The organism is Pseudoalteromonas sp. T1lg23B (genome assembly GCF_002964665.1).
Lineage (GTDB): Bacteria > Pseudomonadota > Gammaproteobacteria > Enterobacterales > Alteromonadaceae > Pseudoalteromonas.
In genome coordinates this window covers 386,278-404,161 of record NZ_PQBZ01000002.1, presented here as the reverse complement: position 1 = coordinate 404,161, position 17,884 = coordinate 386,278, and the positions used below count along the sequence as shown (strand labels likewise).

Below are 17,884 nucleotides of genomic sequence, written 5' to 3'. Positions count from 1 at the left end.
ATGCTTATTAAATTTATTATTATTTTTTTACTACTTTTTATTATTTTTAACTTATTTAGAGCGTTATTTCTGATGTTGAAAAACCCGACAGATGGTAAGCCGATGTCTTTCTATCTGGGTCGTCGTGTAATATTCTCCGCAATCGTTTTATTGATAATCATCATTGCAGCACAGTTGGGTGCGATTAAACTTAACCGCACCCCGATGGTTACAACACATATACAAATACAAATAGACACAGCCACACAACATCTACAAAGTGCCAATACCAAGCTGCCGCTTGAAACGCAAAATGTTGCTTAGAATCTAAGTGTCCTTTGAAAATGCGTAGTAACACTATGAGTAACAACACCGTTCCTAATGTCACATGCATACCGTGGAAACCTGTTAACATAAAGAAGGTATTACCATAGATACCGGCCTGTAAGGTCAGATCTAAATCTCGATAGGCGTGGATATATTCGAGCACTTGCAAGGCTAAGAAAATACAACCTAACATCACGGTAGCACCTAGGAATAACTTCACCTTTGCACGCTGATCTTTTTCAATGGCAACATGCGCAAAATGTATAGTGACCGATGAACTGAGTAGAATTAAAGTATTTATAAGTGGTAAGCCTTCCCAACCCATAGCCTGCGTGGTCTCTCCAGCGGGCGTCGAAAGGAGTGGCCATGCGGCTTCAAAAGCAGGCCAAAGTACTTCATTGGTCATCGCATTGTTGCCCTCTCCCCCAAGCCAGGGAACTGACAATACTCGCGCATAAAACAAGGCGCCAAAAAACGCACAAAAGAACATGACTTCCGAAAATATAAACCAACTCATACCCTGTCTAAATGATCTATCCATTTGTTTTGAGTACAAACCGGTTTGCGACTCATGAATAACGTTTTTAATCCATCCATACAACATGTAGAAAAGTATACCGAGCCCCGCATACAGGACATACTGACCGCTACTCGCTTCACTGGACAACTGCATAACAGTTAAGCCCGCACCAGCTGCAATTAAGAACATTGCCACAGCACCTACAATAGGCCAATGGCTTTGCTCTGGTACGTAGTAATTCTCATATTTTTCCATGACTATCTCCTAACCTGCCTGTTGCTTAGCCTCTACCTTGGTACGAGCGGTGGTTTCGCTAATATCAAATACGGTATACGACAGGGTAAGCTCTTTAATTTCTTCTGGAAGTTCAGTATCCACATAAAACACTAATGTGAACTCAACTTCTTGATTCGCTTCAAAGGCTTGCTGATCAAAGCAAAAACAAGCCATTTTGTGTAAGTACTTAGCAGCCTTACCTGGGCTCACCGAAGGTACAGCCTGCATCACGCGCGCTTGGGAGCTCATGTTTTTAGCACTAAATTTAACCTCTGCCATTTCCCCTGGCTTGACGTTGACGCTGTATTGCTTAGACTTCACCTCAAACGGTGCGCTTTGCTGGCTGTGCGTCGTAAAACTCACATCGACACTTCTTGTGTCAACCACAGTCTGGCTTGCATTGGCTGCTTCAAGCGATGGCTTGCCGTTGAGTCCTGTAACATCACAAAACACGTCGTAGAGAGGCACCAAGGCAAAAGCAAAAGCAAACATGCCAATGACCACCAGTGTCAATTTTTTTAACAAGCCACTGTGCGCCATTATTTCACCTCTGGCGGCGTTGAAAATGTGTGATACGGTGCTGGTGATGGCACTTCCCACTCTAAGCCTTCTGCGCCATCCCATACTTTGTTAGGTACTGACTCACCACCTTTTGCACATTTGTATACCACCAACACAAACAGCAGTTGCGACAATCCAAAGGCAAAGCCACCAATACTGATGATTGCGTTAAAATCAGCAAATTGCAGCGCGTAATCAGGGATCCGTCTTGGCATGCCAGCCAGACCAACAAAGTGCATCGGGAAAAACAGCACATTGACGCTCACAAGTGATAACCAGAAGTGCCATTTTGCCAGCGTGATGTTATACATATGACCCGTCCATTTTGGGAGCCAATAGTAAGCGGCAGCCATAATGGAGAAGATGGCACCTGTTACTAACACGTAATGGAAATGTGCTACCACAAAATAGGTGTCGTGGTATTGAAAATCAGCAGGGGTGATGGCCAACATAAGTCCAGAAAAACCACCTAATGTGAACAATACGATAAAGGCGATGGCAAATAACATCGGTACTTCAAAGCTAATCGATCCTCGCCACATGGTCGCGACCCAGTTGAATACCTTAACGCCCGTTGGCACTGAGATCAGCATAGTGGCATACATAAAGAATAACTCACCAGCCAGCGGCATCCCAGTTGTGAACATGTGGTGAGCCCACACGATAAAGGATAGCAATGCGATTGAAGAGGTGGCATAGACCATTGACGCATAACCAAACAGTTTCTTACGAGAAAATGTAGGTATAATAGTCGAAATGATACCAAATGCTGGCAATATCATGATGTAAACTTCAGGGTGCCCAAAGAACCAGAAGATATGCTGGAACATAACAGGGTCGCCACCGCCAGCAGCATCAAAGAAGCTAGTGCCGAAGTACTTGTCAGTTAGCACCATAGTCACCGCGCCCGCCAGTACAGGCATAACAGCAATCAGTAGGAATGCCGTTATCAACCAAGTCCACACAAATAAGGGAAGCTTCATCCAAGTCATCCCTGGGGCTCGTAAATTCACTATGGTAACGATGACGTTAATGGCCCCCATGATCGAACTAATCCCCATAATATGAACAGCGAACACAAACAAGGCCGTATTGTCATTACTATAGGTCGTAGATAGGGGGGCGTAGAAAGTCCAACCAAATGCGGGACCGCCACCTTCCATAAATAACGACAACAGTAAAATTGCAAATGCAAATGGCAATATCCAAAAGCTCCAGTTGTTCATTCTAGGGAGCGCCATATCTGGCGCGCCAATCATCATAGGTACCATCCAGTTTGCTAAACCCGTGAAGGCGGGCATCACAGCACCAAAAACCATGATTAGGCCATGTACAGTGGTCATTTGATTAAAAAAATGCGGGTCGACTAATTGCAGACCAGGCTGAAAGAGCTCAGCACGGATCACCATTGCCATTGCCCCACCGATCAGGAACATGGTGAGTGAGAAAATGAGATAGAGTGTGCCTATATCTTTGTGATTTGTCGTATACAACCAGCGTTTTATACCTTTAGCGCCGTGATGTTCATGATGACTGTTGTGTGATTCTGCTACCGTACTCATTGGCTGGCCTCCTTATTCGCATCTATGCGCGCTTGCACTTCGCTAGGTTGTATTACCTGGTCTAAATCATTCCCCCAGCTGTTACGCTTAAAGGTTACAACGCCTGCTATTTCTTTAATTGATAACTGCTTAGCGAATGCCTGCATGGCCGTTCCTGGTTTACCATGCAAAATGATATCAATATGATCTTTCACATCGCCTAACACGATTGGGCTGTTTTTAAGTGCGGGAAATACTCCGGGCAGACCCATACCTGTGGGCTGGTGGCAAGCTGCACAATACGCCATATACACTTTTTCGCCGGTCTCCATTAACTCCTCTTTGCTCAGCGTCTGATCCAGCAATGCCGCACTTGCAGCGGCCTCATCGAGTTTTTGTTGCTTAGCTTCTTGCAGCCAGCTATCAAACTCCTCTGGAGGTCGAGCATCCACCACAACAGGCATAAACCCGTGATCTTTACCACACAATTCAGCGCACTGTCCGCGATAGATGCCTGCTTCGTTTACTCGCGTCCAAGCTTCGTTAATGAAACCAGGATTTGCATCTTTCTTGACTGCAAAATCTGGCACCCACCAAGAATGAATAACATCATCAGATGTCATTAAAAAGCGGACTTTTCTATCTGTAGGTATGACAAGAGGTTTATCCACTTCTAATAGATAGTTCTCTGCTTTTGCCTCTTGATCGTTGATCTGAGCCATTGGCGTAGATAATACGGAATAAAAGTCTACATCATGCCCCATGTACTCGTAGTGCCATTTCCATTGAGAGCCTGTCACTTTTATGGTCAAGTCGGCTTTACTGACATCTTCCATAGCTATCAACGTTTTTGTCGCTGGTATAGCCATCACGACAAGAATTAGAAAAGGAATTGCAGTCCAGAGAATCTCTACTTTGGTACTCTCATGAAACTGCGCGGGTTCAGCCCCTTTTGACTTACGGTGATGTATCATGGCCCAAAACATCACAGCAAATACAACCACACCGATCGCACAGCAGATCAAAAATATGGTCATATGAAGCTGATAAACATTCTGGCTGATATCAGTGACACCTTCACGCATGTTGAATGCGCTATTGCCATAGGTGACTAACGGATTAGTAAGCAATAATGCACTCACTAACGATAGGTATTTGTTCATTTGACGTCTCCTGCGTTATCCATTTGCTGCTTGAGCCAAACGATGAATAACCATTATTATTATTTGGATGACTGTCTAACCATGTGAAATGAATCACAAGTCAACTACACGACACTTAAACAATTAGACAATAAATAAACAATTGGCAAGTTTTGTCTGTTTTTCAAATAAATTCACGGAAGTGATTGATTGCTAGAAGAAGAGCAGCTCATAACATTACAAACAATATAGCTCCTTCAGCCAGAAACTATGCTCTAAAAGCCCTATTTTTGTATGGTTTAACTACCTTGTTAGACCAGTGATAGACTTTGCCACACAAACAATAAATTTACTCCCCGAGCTTGAGCTCTTTTCAACGCGAGATAAATTATTGCCATTTATAGAAATGCTTTGTGCACTATATAGTTAGTATATCGAGATGTGTCCTACGACAAGCATACTCCGCTCACACTCGTTGTTCCCTATCCAGAGCAGTCAATACAACAATCACTAAAATGCTGAGACAACCCCTGTAAACAATTCAACACAAAAATGGCGCCAACAGCAAGAACAAAAAACAAACAATTAATTTACAAATAATACACAATCAAAGTATGGTTAAACGGCAATTGAACAAAAGGGATACAACATGAAAAAAACATCAACACTCATATTGCTTACGGCTTTAGGCACTTCCAGCATGGTTGCTGCGCAAGGACAAGACAGTCATGTCAATGACTTCACTTTCAGCGAACTAGAGCTCACAGCATTACCAACATACTCAGTGCAACTTATAGATGAACAAAGTTTTTTATTTAATAACGCACTACAAAATTACGATTGGGATAGCTTTTTCCTTAGCTATGCACCTCATCTCGAGGACAAAAAAGAAGTGATCCTGCATTGGGCTGGCTATAGCAGTATCAACCCCAAGCTGCTAGTGGCATTAATGGAACAGCAAAGTCAGGTGATCAGCGCTCCAACAAAGCACAACTTAGCTGCTCCTTTTGCCAAGCTATCTTCACGTTCTGGATTTAATAATCAAGTTGAAGATATTGCACTGGCATTGAGCAAACGCTACTACTCATACCTTGAACTGAGTGAAAAACTAGACGCTCAGGATGCTCCCTCAACGAACGCTGCCACCGTTGCATTGGTCAGCTTGTTACAAAAACAGCCTCTTGGACTTACCAAAGTCATCGCTCAATTTGAGCAACTATTTGATAACGACTCACTACAACTGAGTTCAGACACAAAGGATAGCTCAGTCACAACCTCAGACTTTAAAGCGCAGGCTGCATTTGGAATGCAACTGCCTTGGCCTTCAGGGTATGCATGGTACAGTGGCGGAGCGCATTCCAATACTGGTTCAGGATATCCATATTCATCGCTTGACTTTAACAATGGCTCAGGTGGTTGGGGCAGCAATACTCCTTGGGTACAGGCTTCTCACGGTGGTACAGTGACTCGCTATTCATCGTGTAATATACGAGTTACCCACCCAAGTGGATACGCGACTCAGTACTATCACATGGATAACCTACAGTATCAAAGTGGAGATGTGATCTCCGCAGGCGCGTGGCTTGGTCGATATGCAAACAATCGCAATCAGGCACTGTGCCAAGGTGGCAGTTCCACAGGCCCACACGTACACTTCTCATTATTGAGCAATGGCCGCTTTATTTCGTTACACAATTGGTATATCAGTGGTTATCGCATCGATGTGGGTAACAGTAATTACGACACAAATTGCTGGAATTTCTACTTTGAAAAGAATGGCTACAAGACCTGTGCTTGGAATCCACTTTATAAGTAGCTTTATTGCACACTCACTAACTGTACTCTGGTGAGTGTGCACGTTTCATGGTAATGGTTTGCACAAGAGATAAATGTGCGATCAGCTCCACAATATTCTCGCTGGCTAAACGATATTCAGCCTCCTCCAGCTCGCCTTCTTTGGCCCGTGCAGATAGCACGATTGGCTGTATAAGTAAGTCCTTTACATGATAGCAAATTGGATATTCAAATCGCGATAGCTGTTCATCCTTTGCCAGCTGTGATTGGATAGCCTCATAAGACAAGGATTGCAATGAACTCGCAAGCGGCAGTAGTCGAGCTGCATAGTCACTACATTGTGGCTGTAGTTCAACGAATAGAGCGACAATTGTTTGTGCCTGAAAACTCAGTGCATCACTGTGCTTTTTAATAACATTAACATCCGCACCAATTTTCAACGATGCTAATAACAGCTGTGCCTGTCCATCAAAATCATTTAGCAAATTTATAAAAGTGTGCGTCTGTTGTGAGTTTTGCGCATTTGCTTGTGCTGGTGTTTTTGTTTCGACCTCACTACAGCCGATAGCCAACCCACACAATAACAAAATGACCACTTGCTTATACATAAAATACTCCCACTTCTGAACATAAAAAAAGCCGCGTAAAGCGGCTTTTTTCACCTTGACTGATTAAGGCATCGCGTCAAGATCAGCACCTTCTTTTTCGACTTCTACTGGTATTAAGTCTTCTTTGCTTACACCCATAGCCACGGCAACGGAGCTGGCAACATACACAGAAGAATAAGTACCAATGAACACACCAAACAACAAGGCTGTAGCAAAGCCGTGAATCGTTTGGCCACCCCATACAAACAGTGCTATCAATACCAAAATTGTGGTAATTGAAGTCACTAAAGTACGGTTCAGTGTTTGTGTTAAAGAAATATTGATGATTTCTAGAGTGTCGTCGATACGCACTTTTCTGAAATTCTCACGAATACGATCAGAGACCACGATAGTATCATTCAGCGAGTAACCAATTACCGCTAGAATTGCCGCTAATATGGTGAGGTCAAATTCTAGATTGAGTATTGAGAACAGCCCCATAGTCAATATCACGTCGTGGAACAAGGCAACAACCGCACCTACAGCAAAACGCCACTCAAAGCGAAATGCTACGTAGATCAAGATACAGATAAGGGCTGTTAGCATTGCTAATCCCCCCTGCTCTTTCAGGTCTTCACCTACACTTGGGCCAACGAATTCGATACGACGCATCTCTACACTGCTGTCAGCCTGCTTTAGGGCTGCTATCAACTGATTACCAATTACCTCAGCCTTAACATCATCGCCACGGGGTGCCAGACGTACGAGCACCTCCTGACTTGTGCCAAACAGCTGAACGGAGGCATCTGCAAACCCATTCTCAGCCAACACATCACGAATCTTGCTCAGATCTGCAGGTTGTGAAAAGCCAACTTCAACGGCTGTCCCCCCCGTAAAATCCAGACCAAAATTAAGCCCTCGAATTGCCATTGATGCGATTGACGCTACTATCAACAACGCAGAGAATGCCATTGACAACTTGCGCGCTGACATAAAGCGGATAGTGCCTTTTAACTTTAATAACTGCATTACCCGTCTCCTTAGATAGAAAGCTTATCAATACGTTTACCACCAATACATAAGTTGATCACCGCTCGGGTACCAACAATGGCTGTAAACATAGATGTGATAATACCAATTGCTAGGGTTACCGCAAAACCTGCAATCGGGCCTGTACCAACTGAGAACAGGATAATCGCTGCTATCAGTGTGGTGATATTAGCATCGAAAATTGTACTAAAGGCGCTATCATAACCATGATGAACCGCTTGTTGAGGGCTGCGTCCATCTAGCAGTTCTTCACGGATACGTTCAAAAATCAGAACGTTTGCATCAACTGCCATACCTACGGTTAATACAATACCAGCAATACCTGGTAAGGTTAGCGTTGCCCCAGGGATCATTGACATCACACCAATGATTAATACCAAGTTAGCCGCCAACGCTAGATTTGCTACTAGGCCAAACCCTTTGTAATAAATCAACATAAATGCCAATACAAAAGCAAAGCCTAACACTACTGCGGTCATACCCGCTTCAATATTTTCCTGACCTAAGCTTGGACCAACGGTGCGCTCTTCAACGATTTGAATTGGCGCAACAAGTGCACCTGCGCGTAACAATAGACTTAAGTTATGTGCTTCAGCTGGATTATCAATTCCGGTAATACGGAAAGAATTATTTAAACGTGCCTGAATCGTCGCAACGTTAATAACTTCCTCAACCTTTATCGGCGGTAACGCTTTGCCGTTGGCATCTTTTTTACCTGATGGCTTATATTCGATAAATACCGTAGCCATACGTTTGCCGATTGCACGCTTGGTGAACGCATTCATTTTAGCGCCACCTTTGCTGTCAAGATTGATGCTTACTTGAGGACGCTGATATTCATCCATTCCTGATTGCGCGCCGGTGATGTGACTCCCTTCTAAGATGACACGCTTTTTCAATACTACAGGGTAGCCATCTTTGTGATTGATAACCTCAGTACCAGGAGGTGTACGACCGGCAGCGGCTGTACGCACATCCGCATTCTCGTCTACTTCACGGAATTCTAGCGTCGCTGTTGCGCCTAAAATTTCTTTCGCACGCGCAGTATCCTGTACGCCAGGCAACTGCACAATAATACGCTCTGCGCCCTGACGTTGAACGTTAGGCTCTGCAACACCAAGCTGGTTGATACGGTTACGAATAATCGTTTCATTTTGCTTGATTGCGTAATCACGAATTTCTTTAAGCTTCTGGTCGCTTAAGCTCACATAAAATGCAAGATCGTTACTGCTGTCATCAACAAAGTTGTACAGTGGGTAACGACTTTTTAAGAAACGCTCCGCAGCGTCTTTATCTTCGTCATTACGCATGATCACTTGCAGGCGTTCACTTCCAGCAACTTGGCGCACTGAGCGATAACGTAATTTCTCACCACGTAAGTCGCTCTTAAAATCTTGCTCCATGGTTTCTAAAGCATTATCAAGCGCCGTTACCATGTCTACTTCCATGGTAAAGTGCACCCCACCACTCAAATCTAGGCCCAGCTTCATTGGGTTTCCGCCCAAGTTTTTTAACCATTCTGGCTGTGCTGGACTCATATTAATTGCTGAGATGTAATCTTCACTTAACGTGCCGCGTAAAAGGTCTTGAGCTTTAAGCTGTTGCTCAACATTTTTAAAACGCACAAGCACTTGGCCGTTTTCAAGCACGGATGATTTTACTGTGATGTTGTTCTTCGCAAGTGTATTGTTAACTTGATCTAGTACGCTGAGATCGGCACTAGCACCTTTTGTGCCAGAGACTTGTATGGCCGGATCTCGGCCATACAAGTTGGGTGAGGCATATAAAATGCCTACAGCCAACACAGCAAGTACCAGCAAGTATTTCCACATTGGATACTTATTTAACACTGGACTATCCCTTTGTTTTTATTTTTATTATCTTATAACGACTTCATCGTACCTTTTGGTAGTACCGCTGATATCGCTGATTTTTGTACCGTCACTTCAGCTTGATCATTCAGTGCAATAACAACAAAGTCTTTGTCATCTGCAACTTTGGTAATTTTACCAACCAAACCACCTTGTGTAAGTACTTCATCACCCTTTGCCAAAGCACTCATTAAATTTTTGTGTTCTTTCACTCGCTTGGCTTGTGGGCGGTAAATTAAGAAATAAAATACCAGACCAAAAATACCCAGCATAATTAGCATTTCCATGCCACCACCGGCAGGTGCAGCACCTGCTGTACTTGCATGCGCACTAGAGATAAACAAACTCATAACACTTCCTCTTTAAATTTTATATTCAATTCTATTTAGTTTCGGCCAACGGCGGCACATCTTGCCCGCGGCGAGCATAAAAATCTTGTACAAATGCGTCTAACTGACCTTCACTGATAGCATTACGCAGTCCTTCCATAACTCGCTGATAATAACGCAGATTATGGATTGTGTTGAGTCGAGCACCCAGAATTTCATTACACTTATCTAAATGATGTAAATAGGCACGAGAATAATTTTCGCACGTATGACAATCACACTCAGGGTCCAGCGGACCAGTATCTGTTTTATGGACAGCGTTACGGATTTTAACCACTCCGCCGGTAATAAACAAATGACCATTTCGCGCGTTACGTGTTGGCATTACACAATCAAACATATCAATACCACGGCGAACAGCCTCAACCAAATCTTCCGGCTTACCGACTCCCATCAAGTAACGTGGTTTGTCTTCTGGCATTTTGTAAGCACAATGGTCAAGAATGCGGATCATGTCTTCTTTTGGTTCACCCACTGATAGCCCACCCAACGCGTAGCCATCAAAGCCTATTTCTTCAAGACCTTTTTGAGACTCAGCGCGTAATTCTGGGTACATGCCACCTTGGATAATACCGAACAAAGCAGCAGGGTTATCACCATGACCTTCTTTGGAACGCTTAGCCCAACGCAGTGACAACTCCATTGAATCTCGCGCTTCTTTCTCCGTAGCAGGGTAAGGTGTACACTCGTCAAAAATCATGACGATATCAGAACCTAAGTCACACTGAACCTGCATTGCCTTCTCAGGTGATAACATGATTTTTTCACCATTTACAGGAGACTGAAATAAAACACCCTCTTCGGTGATTTTACGCATGGCGCCCAAACTGAATACCTGAAAGCCGCCTGAGTCCGTCAAAATAGGCTTATCCCAATTCATGAAATCATGCAGATCACCGTGTTGTTTGATGATCTCAGTACCTGGGCGCAGCATCAAATGAAAGGTATTACCTAAGCAAATCTGCGCGCCAGTGCCTTTTAACTCGTCAGGCGTCATGCCTTTTACGGTGCCATAATTCCTACAGGCATAAATGCAGGTGTTTCTACAACACCACGTTCAAAAATCAAGCGACCACGACGGGCTTTACCATCGGTACGATCCAATTCAAATTTCATTGTTACCTCAAAGTCGGAAAAACAGTCCAACTGTTAATAGCTGCTAAGGTCAAATCACGTTAGCAAACAGGTGAAAAAAACCGCCCAATTCTACCTTGTTTGGCAAAGCAATTCTAATTATTGGGTCAAAATTTATGTTTTAAAGTAAACACCCAATAAAAGCCCATAAATAGATACAAAAAACCCAGCGAATGCTGGGCTCTCTTTACGAATGAGTTTGCTTGGTTAAAAACATGGCATCACCGTAGCTGAAAAAGCGATAACGCTCTTCTATTGCCCTATGGTAGGCATTCATAATATGTGTTTGACCCGCAAACGCACTGACTAACATAATTAATGTAGACTCTGGTAAATGAAAGTTTGTCACCATGGCATCCACAACATTGAATTCATAACCCGGATAAATAAAAATGTCAGTATCACCTGTAAAAGCTTGCAACTCTCCACCGTGTACTTTTGCTGCTGATTCTAAGGAGCGCACTGACGTTGTTCCAACAGCAATTACCCGTCCGCCTTTGGCCTTAGCTGATTTGATGGCTTCGACAACTTGCTCTGGCACTTCAATGTATTCCGAATGCATCACATGCTCATCAACCGAATCTACGCGTACAGGCTGAAAAGTGCCAGCGCCAACATGTAACGTGATAAACGCAGTTTCTACGCCTTTCTCTTTAATTTGTTGCAATAGCTTTTCATCAAAGTGTAAGCCTGCTGTAGGTGCAGCCACCGCGCCTGGCTTCTCATTATATACGGTTTGATAGCGTTGCTTATCTTCTTCTTCATCAGGTCTGTCAATATATGGCGGTAATGGCATATGACCAATCTCTTCTAAAATGGCCAATACCCCTTGCTCTGACTGAAACTCTAATTCGAACAATTCACCTTGACGGCCCAACATTACAGCTTCTGCTTTGCCCTCTAAGATCAACTTAGCACCTGCTTTAGGCGACTTGCTTGAACGAATATGTGCCAACACTCTGTGCTCATCAAGTACTCGTTCCACCAATACTTCAATTTTTCCGCCAGTGGACTTTTGCCCAAACATGCGTGCAGGAATGACTTTGGTATTATTGAAGATCATGATGTCATTAGGCTGCAACATTTCCAGAATGTCGGTAAAAACCTTATGTGAAATTTCACCGCTATTCCCATCGAGCGCTAATAAACGACTACTTGAACGTTCTTTTTTAGGGTGACGAGCAATCAATTCATCGGGAAGTTCAAAACTAAAATCAGCTACGCGCATGACAACATCTCATGTAAGAAAATAGGCGCCAAGTCTAGTGATCCTAATGGGGTAAATCAAGTGCTTGTAACCTTGCACAAATAGCATTAACCTAGCGGGGCTGCGGTTCACCCAGAGAAACGAAACCAGCCAGTTTGGTTTAAAAACCAACTGTTTAATTTATTAACATTTAAAACAGCAACTTATGGTAGAAAGTTGCGCAGAGGTGTCGCTTGTTGTTGAATAAATACGTGGAGTTAAGGCGTTAATCGTGGCCAGACAATTAAATTTATTGATTGTAAACTCTAGTGAGCAAGAGCGAAATACAATAAAAAATACACTACAGAAGTTGGACGTTTTCACATTTATTGAATGTGAAGATAGTCAAAGTGCCCTGCAATTATTGAAAAAACAAGCGGTGGATGTTGTAATTTCTGGACTAGACGTCGGCAAGATAGACGGCTGGCGCTTTTCGCGTATGGTCCGTTCAGGGCTACTCAACACGCCTAAAAATACACCTATTGTTCTTATCCCCCCTATCTATTGCGAACGTATTGCCGAGACAACTGCGCGTAGCTACAGCATCGATGCGGTATTACCCTTTGAACGCCACGCAGCGTTACCTCAAGTATTAGCGAATGTACTGTCTACCCACTTGGAAAAAAGTAGCCGCTTAAACTTGCTGCTTATGGAACCTAATCAACAGCGAGCCGAGGAAATATGTGACCATTTGGCACTTAACTTTGCCTGCACACACGTCAATACGACCCATGATGCACTCTCGCTGTTCAGACAAAGTGCCTTCGCCATTATCTTGCTAGATGCGACGGCAACGCGAGCACCTGCGGCCAAAGAACTCGTTGCGAATATATTAAAGCAAAACCCCAACCAAGCGATTGTAACTATCATTGATAGTCGTGATGCAGACTATGCCGAACAGCTGCTACTGCTGGGGGTCACCGATTTTGTCCGCGAGCCATATGATATATCTATTTTAAGTAAAGTCTGTGACCACGCAGCAAGGCGCGAAGATTTCATGGTAAGTTATGCCGAGTTTGAAGAAAAGGTTTCACAATTAAGCCGCAGTGAACAAAGCTATAAAGAATTATTCTCAGCGCACCAACGAATTCTATTACATCTAAATACCGTTGTTATGGAGCTCGATCAAGAAGGTCTCATCCGATTTATCAATCCTGCTTGGGAAACGCTCTGTGGCTTTGGCATAAAAAACAGCCTTGGTAAGTCGTTGTGTGACTTTGTTATTGCTGAATATCAGCACGACCTGCAAGAAATCCTTGAAAAGATCATTACGGGCACACAGCATCAGGCAAAAATTGAGCTTCAAATTAGCCATCAAAAGCAACGGCATATTTGGGTAGAATGTCGCTTTCAGCTAATTAAAAACAGCACCAGTAAAACAACGATTACAGCAACGCTGGATAACATTCATGAGCGTAAACAGGCCGAATTGCAGCTTAGGCATTTAGCATTGCACGATACGCTCACAGGACTGCATAATCGATACTATTTTGACCAACAATTGCAGCACATTTGCTCGGCTGTAACGCAAAACAATGACACTGAACATGCATTGCTGTATATCGACTTAGATCATTTCAAAATCATAAATGACAGCAAGGGTCATCAACAGGGCGATATTGTTCTCAAAGAAGTATCACAGTTATTCGGTGAAAACCTCAGTGATGAGCACCTAATCTTTCGCATCGGTGGCGATGAATTCGCTATAATTTTAAGCAATACCAATCTACTGGATGCACATCTTGCCGCCGAAGGCATATGTATGGCGATAGAAAAGCATAAGTTTCATTCGGAAGAAAACAGTTACTCCATTAGCTGTTCCATTGGTTTGACGCAAATAACGATTGAAAATCATGATGCTAACGAATGTCTTAAGCAAGCTGATATCGCTTTATATGTAGCAAAAAGTCTAGGCCGAAACTTAGTCCATTGTTACAGTAAAGAAGACGCCAAAAACAGTGCGTTACAATCTGGATTAGAATGGGGTCATAACGTTCGAGAGGCCTTGCAAAATAACCTGATAGAATTGCACTACCAACCGATCTGGGATTTTAAAAATAATAATATCGCCTATTATGAAGCGTTACTGCGATTAGTCGTCAAAGGTGAATTGATCTATCCAAATCAGTTCATTCCTGCATTGGAACTACTCAATGACACTTTCCTCATGGATCAGTGTGTCATTAAGCGCGCGATTGCAGCGGTCGCACAGCACTCAGAGCTCAATCAAGTAGCGATTAACTTGTCGGCCCAATCATTTTTAGACGAACGTTTGCTTCCTCATATTCAGACCTGCTTAGTTGAGTATCAAGTGGCTGCCGAACGCATTATTTTTGAAATTACTGAATCCGCGAGTATCAAAAACTTAAGCGCAACGCAGACCATGATAGCCAAGCTCAATCAGCTAGGTTGTCATTTTTCGATTGATGATTTTGGTACTGGCTTCAGTACGTTTAGTTATTTAAAACAACTACCTGCGCAACATGTAAAAATCGATGGCTCATTCGTAAGAGATATGCTCAATGATCCAATAGATTTGGCTTTGGTAAAAGCGGTACATGATATTAGTCATTCACTAGATAAGCGCTCAGTCGCAGAATACGTTGAGAATTACGAAATATTTAAAGCGCTAAAAGACATTGGTGTAGATTACGCGCAAGGCTTCTATATTGCCAAGCCGATGCCTATTGAGAAATTGAAAGCGGCGATCCCAACTATTTTAGCCAGCAAAACAATCCGATAACAAATATATACAAAAGTCGACTTTTTCTTCCCACAAATTCATCTATAATTACTCTACATGAGGTTGTCCAGCTAAGTTGTTGATTTTACCATTTTGACTGGACATTCAAAGGATTGAGTTACATCACCTTATGGACGTCTAGGAGTGTAATTATGAGCCAATTAATGATTTTTCTTTTTGTTATCAATATATTGGTAGCAATGCAGTGTTATAGAAATGCTCGAATAAAGGGCTATCCGAGTAAAATTTTTACTTTATTGGGCCTTATTCCTTACTTCAATCTAGTTGTTTGGGTCTATTTACTGTTTTTACCCAACCTTAGCTCAGCCAGTAAGTTTGAACCTTCCTAATGAATTGTTGGGCGCGACGCGCCCCATTTTTTCAGTCTTTTGACTGCGCACATTGTAGCTTTACGAATTCAGATACTTGCTCGCTAAAAAGGCGAAAATCTCTGATCCGTCCTGTTGTTTTACGCCATAACAAACCTATTTCTCGGTATGCATCACCCAATGTATCGCAGGCCACCATCGGTTTACCATTTAAGATCCCCGCGTTCAGGGCCATCTGTGGTAAAAATGTCACACCATTTTGGTACTCCACCATGCTCAAAAGGGTATGCAAGTTAGCCGCCTCAAACGGATTAATACAATCGCTTCGGTTAAGGTGACACGCGCTCAACGCATGACCTGTCATGCAATGCTCTCTTTCAAGCAAAAATACACTCTGCTGCGGCAATAAGTTAAAGTCAGTCACATTATCCGCGATGTGATAGTCCTTATGGTGAACTAATGAAAAATGGTCCTTGGCCAGCACCTGAGTGTGGAAACGTTCAGTGTTATAAGGTAGTGCAAGCATCGCCATATCAATGTGCCCATGTTCTAGCTTGTCCAACAACCTATCACTTGTGTCTTCCACAAGAACCAGTTGTAACTGCTCAAATTGTTGTTTACAGAATTGATAAAGGGGTGCAGCAATAAAACTAGCTACTGTGGGGATAACACCCAACGTCAACTTACCACTTAAAGGGTGTTTGTAGCTTTTGGTGAGCTCTTTCACACTCATAGTATCGGCAATGATCTTTTTAGCTCTTGTAACCACTTCCTCACCAATGTCGGTAAACATTAAACTACGATTTTCACGCTCAATTAATTGGCAACCCAAAGTCTCTTCTAAAGTCTGAATGGCGCTACTTAACGTAGATTGGCCTATGAAGCAGGCCTCGGCTGCTCTGCCAAAGTGTTGATGCTGATGTACAGCAATGAGATATTGAAGTTGCTTAATACTGGGCAGGTTATTCACTATGGGTAAGTTTTATTAAGGTATACAATGATGTCAGTATAACCCTGATGTACAACTAGTAAAACCTTCTTTAAGCCCCATAAATAAAAAGACCCCAGTACTAATGTACTGAGATCTTTTCAAGCTAAAAGTCTGTCTTTCTAAGTTACACGCCGAACGCGAATCTCAGAATATAGAATATAACAATAGCAAGAGCAGCACCAACTGGCAATGTGATTACCCAAGAAACTACAATGTTTCTTATCACACTCATGTTTAATGCAGCAATACCTCGCGCCATACCTACACCTAAAACAGCGCCAACCAATGTCTGAGTGGTTGAAATAGGTAAACCAGTGCCTGATGCGATCACTACCGTTGATGCGGCAGCTAGCTCAGCAGCGAAACCACGGCTTGGTGTTAAATGAGTAATACCTTCGCCAATCGTTTTAATTACTTTCTTACCCAAAATTGCCAAGCCCGCAACAATCCCTAGACCACCTAGCGGTAAAATCCACCAAGCTAAGGCTGCTTTCTTAGCCATTACACCGTCATTTTCAACAATGTTCACAACCGCAGCCAGAGGACCGATGGCATTAGCAACATCATTTGAACCGTGAGCAAAGGCCATACAACAGGCTGTTAGTACCATAAGCACGGCAAACACTTTCTCAACGTTATTGAATTGCATTTGCTTGTCAGCTTTAGGGTCCATCTTAAGACGCGCGATGGCAAATTTACCAATAAGACCTACCAGCACAGCGATACCGATAGCTAACGCGTAACCCTCAAAGGTGCCTAGGTTAATACCAACGTGCTTAAGCCCCTTCTTAATGGTAACAAGTGACATTACGAAACCCGCAAGTCCCATGTAAACTGGCACAAAGCGTTTTGCGTTCTGTAACGGCGCTGAGGTATCAAAAATCAGTTTTTGTGCACTCATAAAAATGAGGTACGCAATGAAACCGGATATCGCTGGTGTCACAATCCAACTACCCACTATCCCAGCTACTTTACCCCATTGAATCGCTTCGCTGCCTACTGCAACTAAAGCAAAGCCTATGATGGCTCCAATAATTGAGTGTGTTGTTGATACTGGCCAACCTAGAACAGATGCCAATAGCAACCAAGCACCCGCCGCAAATAATGCAGAGATCATTCCCAATATCATGAGCTCTGGAATATCAACAAACGGCGCTGCATCAATGATCCCTTTACGAATAGTAGATGTTACTTCACCACCCGCTAAATACGCACCGGCAAACTCAAAGACCATAGCAATTAAGATTGCTTGTTTAATGGTTAGTGCTTTTGAACCAACCGATGTACCCATAGCATTAGCAACGTCATTTGCGCCAATACCATAAGCCATAAAGAAACCAACCGCCGCTGCAATAAGCACCAGCATGGTTCCGTAGGATGCAATGATATCCATTGTAAAACCTT

15 protein-coding genes and 1 pseudogene are annotated in these 17,884 nt (G+C 43.1%); 4 read left to right on the top strand and 12 right to left on the bottom strand.

The features are described from left to right. Positions 1–303, top strand: a complete 303-nt coding sequence (locus C2M32_RS21075) for a DUF2909 family protein (RefSeq protein WP_105166881.1) — start codon at positions 1–3, stop codon at positions 301–303. Here the strand turns inward: C2M32_RS21075 and C2M32_RS02160 are convergent. The 4 genes from C2M32_RS02160 to coxB are packed head-to-tail and all read right to left on the bottom strand — an operon-like array spanning position 209 to position 4,367. Continuing rightward, the gene (locus C2M32_RS02160) at positions 209–1,081 is read right to left on the bottom strand and encodes a cytochrome c oxidase subunit 3 (RefSeq protein WP_105166880.1); all 873 of its coding nucleotides are present in this window, start codon (positions 1,079–1,081) and stop codon (positions 209–211) included. The two genes, C2M32_RS21075 and C2M32_RS02160, sit on opposite strands and share 95 nt — an antisense overlap. Before the next feature lie 9 nt (positions 1,082–1,090). Continuing rightward, positions 1,091–1,642, bottom strand: a complete 552-nt coding sequence (locus tag C2M32_RS02155; RefSeq protein WP_105166879.1) for a cytochrome c oxidase assembly protein — start codon at positions 1,640–1,642, stop codon at positions 1,091–1,093. Continuing rightward, a complete protein-coding gene (ctaD, locus tag C2M32_RS02150) occupies positions 1,642–3,225 on the bottom strand; it encodes a cytochrome c oxidase subunit I (protein ID WP_105166878.1) in 1,584 nt (527 codons plus the stop codon). Before ctaD ends, C2M32_RS02155 begins: the two co-directional genes overlap by 1 nt. After that, complete coding sequence (gene coxB / locus C2M32_RS02145) at positions 3,222–4,367, bottom strand: cytochrome c oxidase subunit II (RefSeq protein WP_105166877.1); 1,146 nt, start codon at positions 4,365–4,367, stop codon at positions 3,222–3,224. The genes ctaD and coxB overlap by 4 nt, the downstream gene beginning before the upstream one ends. Positions 4,368–4,995: 628 nt before the next feature. Between coxB and C2M32_RS02140 the strand changes: the two genes are divergently transcribed. After that, positions 4,996–6,162 carry a M23 family metallopeptidase gene (locus C2M32_RS02140; RefSeq protein ID WP_199886094.1) on the top strand — a complete coding sequence of 389 codons (1,167 nt, stop codon included), beginning with the start codon at positions 4,996–4,998 and terminating at the stop codon, positions 6,160–6,162. A gap of 16 nt (positions 6,163–6,178) precedes the next feature. Here the strand turns inward: C2M32_RS02140 and C2M32_RS02135 are convergent, their stop codons facing one another. From C2M32_RS02135 to queA, 6 genes and pseudogenes are all read right to left on the bottom strand, one after another. After that, on the bottom strand, positions 6,179–6,748 hold the full coding sequence (locus C2M32_RS02135; RefSeq protein ID WP_158678078.1) for a hypothetical protein: 570 nt from the start codon (positions 6,746–6,748) through the stop codon (positions 6,179–6,181). Positions 6,749–6,811: 63 nt separating this feature from the next. After that, complete coding sequence (gene secF, locus C2M32_RS02130) at positions 6,812–7,756, bottom strand: protein translocase subunit SecF (RefSeq protein WP_105166875.1); 945 nt, start codon at positions 7,754–7,756, stop codon at positions 6,812–6,814. A gap of 11 nt (positions 7,757–7,767) precedes the next feature. After that, positions 7,768–9,627: a protein translocase subunit SecD gene (gene secD / locus C2M32_RS02125; protein WP_105166874.1), complete on the bottom strand. Its 1,860-nt coding sequence runs from the start codon at positions 9,625–9,627 to the stop codon at positions 7,768–7,770. 32 nt (positions 9,628–9,659) lie between these two features. Next, complete coding sequence (gene yajC / locus C2M32_RS02120; RefSeq protein ID WP_070991004.1) at positions 9,660–9,998, bottom strand: preprotein translocase subunit YajC; 339 nt, start codon at positions 9,996–9,998, stop codon at positions 9,660–9,662. A gap of 31 nt (positions 9,999–10,029) precedes the next feature. Then, positions 10,030–11,153, bottom strand: a pseudogene (tgt, locus tag C2M32_RS02115) (tRNA guanosine(34) transglycosylase Tgt). 205 nt (positions 11,154–11,358) lie between these two features. Then, a complete protein-coding gene (gene queA, locus C2M32_RS02110) occupies positions 11,359–12,399 on the bottom strand; it encodes a tRNA preQ1(34) S-adenosylmethionine ribosyltransferase-isomerase QueA (protein ID WP_105166873.1) in 1,041 nt (346 codons plus the stop codon). A gap of 250 nt (positions 12,400–12,649) precedes the next feature. Between queA and C2M32_RS02105 the strand changes: the two genes are divergently transcribed. Then, positions 12,650–15,160 carry a GGDEF/EAL domain-containing response regulator gene (locus C2M32_RS02105; protein ID WP_105166872.1) on the top strand — a complete coding sequence of 837 codons (2,511 nt, stop codon included), beginning with the start codon at positions 12,650–12,652 and terminating at the stop codon, positions 15,158–15,160. A 152-nt stretch (positions 15,161–15,312) separates the two neighbouring features. Next, positions 15,313–15,510 (top strand): hypothetical protein, encoded by a 198-nt coding sequence (locus tag C2M32_RS20710; RefSeq protein WP_105166871.1) that lies wholly within the window; start codon positions 15,313–15,315, stop codon positions 15,508–15,510. Between the two features lie 31 nt (positions 15,511–15,541). Here the strand turns inward: C2M32_RS20710 and C2M32_RS02095 are convergent, their stop codons facing one another. Together C2M32_RS02095 and C2M32_RS02090 are read right to left on the bottom strand one after the other, a co-directional pair. Then, entirely contained in the window at positions 15,542–16,459 is a 918-nt protein-coding gene (locus C2M32_RS02095; protein ID WP_105166870.1) for a hydrogen peroxide-inducible genes activator, read from the bottom strand. A 145-nt stretch (positions 16,460–16,604) separates the two neighbouring features. After that, positions 16,605–17,873, bottom strand: coding sequence for an inorganic phosphate transporter (locus C2M32_RS02090; RefSeq protein WP_105166869.1), 1,269 nt, complete (start codon positions 17,871–17,873; stop codon positions 16,605–16,607). Positions 17,874–17,884 lie beyond the last annotated feature (11 nt).

Bases quoted from the DNA above. Each gene is read 5' to 3' on its own strand.
- C2M32_RS02135 (WP_158678078.1), bottom strand. From the start codon at position 6,748: ATGTATAAGCAAGTGGTCATTTTGTTATTGTGTGGGTTGGCTATCGGC.
- C2M32_RS02140 (WP_199886094.1), top strand. From the start codon at position 4,996: ATGAAAAAAACATCAACACTCATATTGCTTACGGCTTTAGGCACTTCC.
- C2M32_RS21075 (WP_105166881.1), top strand. From the start codon at position 1: ATGCTTATTAAATTTATTATTATTTTTTTACTACTTTTTATTATTTTT.
- C2M32_RS20710 (WP_105166871.1), top strand. From the start codon at position 15,313: ATGAGCCAATTAATGATTTTTCTTTTTGTTATCAATATATTGGTAGCA.
- coxB (WP_105166877.1), bottom strand. From the start codon at position 4,367: ATGAACAAATACCTATCGTTAGTGAGTGCATTATTGCTTACTAATCCG.
- secF (WP_105166875.1), bottom strand. From the start codon at position 7,756: ATGCAGTTATTAAAGTTAAAAGGCACTATCCGCTTTATGTCAGCGCGC.
- yajC (WP_070991004.1), bottom strand. From the start codon at position 9,998: ATGAGTTTGTTTATCTCTAGTGCGCATGCAAGTACAGCAGGTGCTGCA.
- C2M32_RS02155 (WP_105166879.1), bottom strand. From the start codon at position 1,642: ATGGCGCACAGTGGCTTGTTAAAAAAATTGACACTGGTGGTCATTGGC.
- ctaD (WP_105166878.1), bottom strand. From the start codon at position 3,225: ATGAGTACGGTAGCAGAATCACACAACAGTCATCATGAACATCACGGC.
- C2M32_RS02160 (WP_105166880.1), bottom strand. From the start codon at position 1,081: ATGGAAAAATATGAGAATTACTACGTACCAGAGCAAAGCCATTGGCCT.
- queA (WP_105166873.1), bottom strand. From the start codon at position 12,399: ATGCGCGTAGCTGATTTTAGTTTTGAACTTCCCGATGAATTGATTGCT.
- C2M32_RS02090 (WP_105166869.1), bottom strand. From the start codon at position 17,873: ATGGATATCATTGCATCCTACGGAACCATGCTGGTGCTTATTGCAGCG.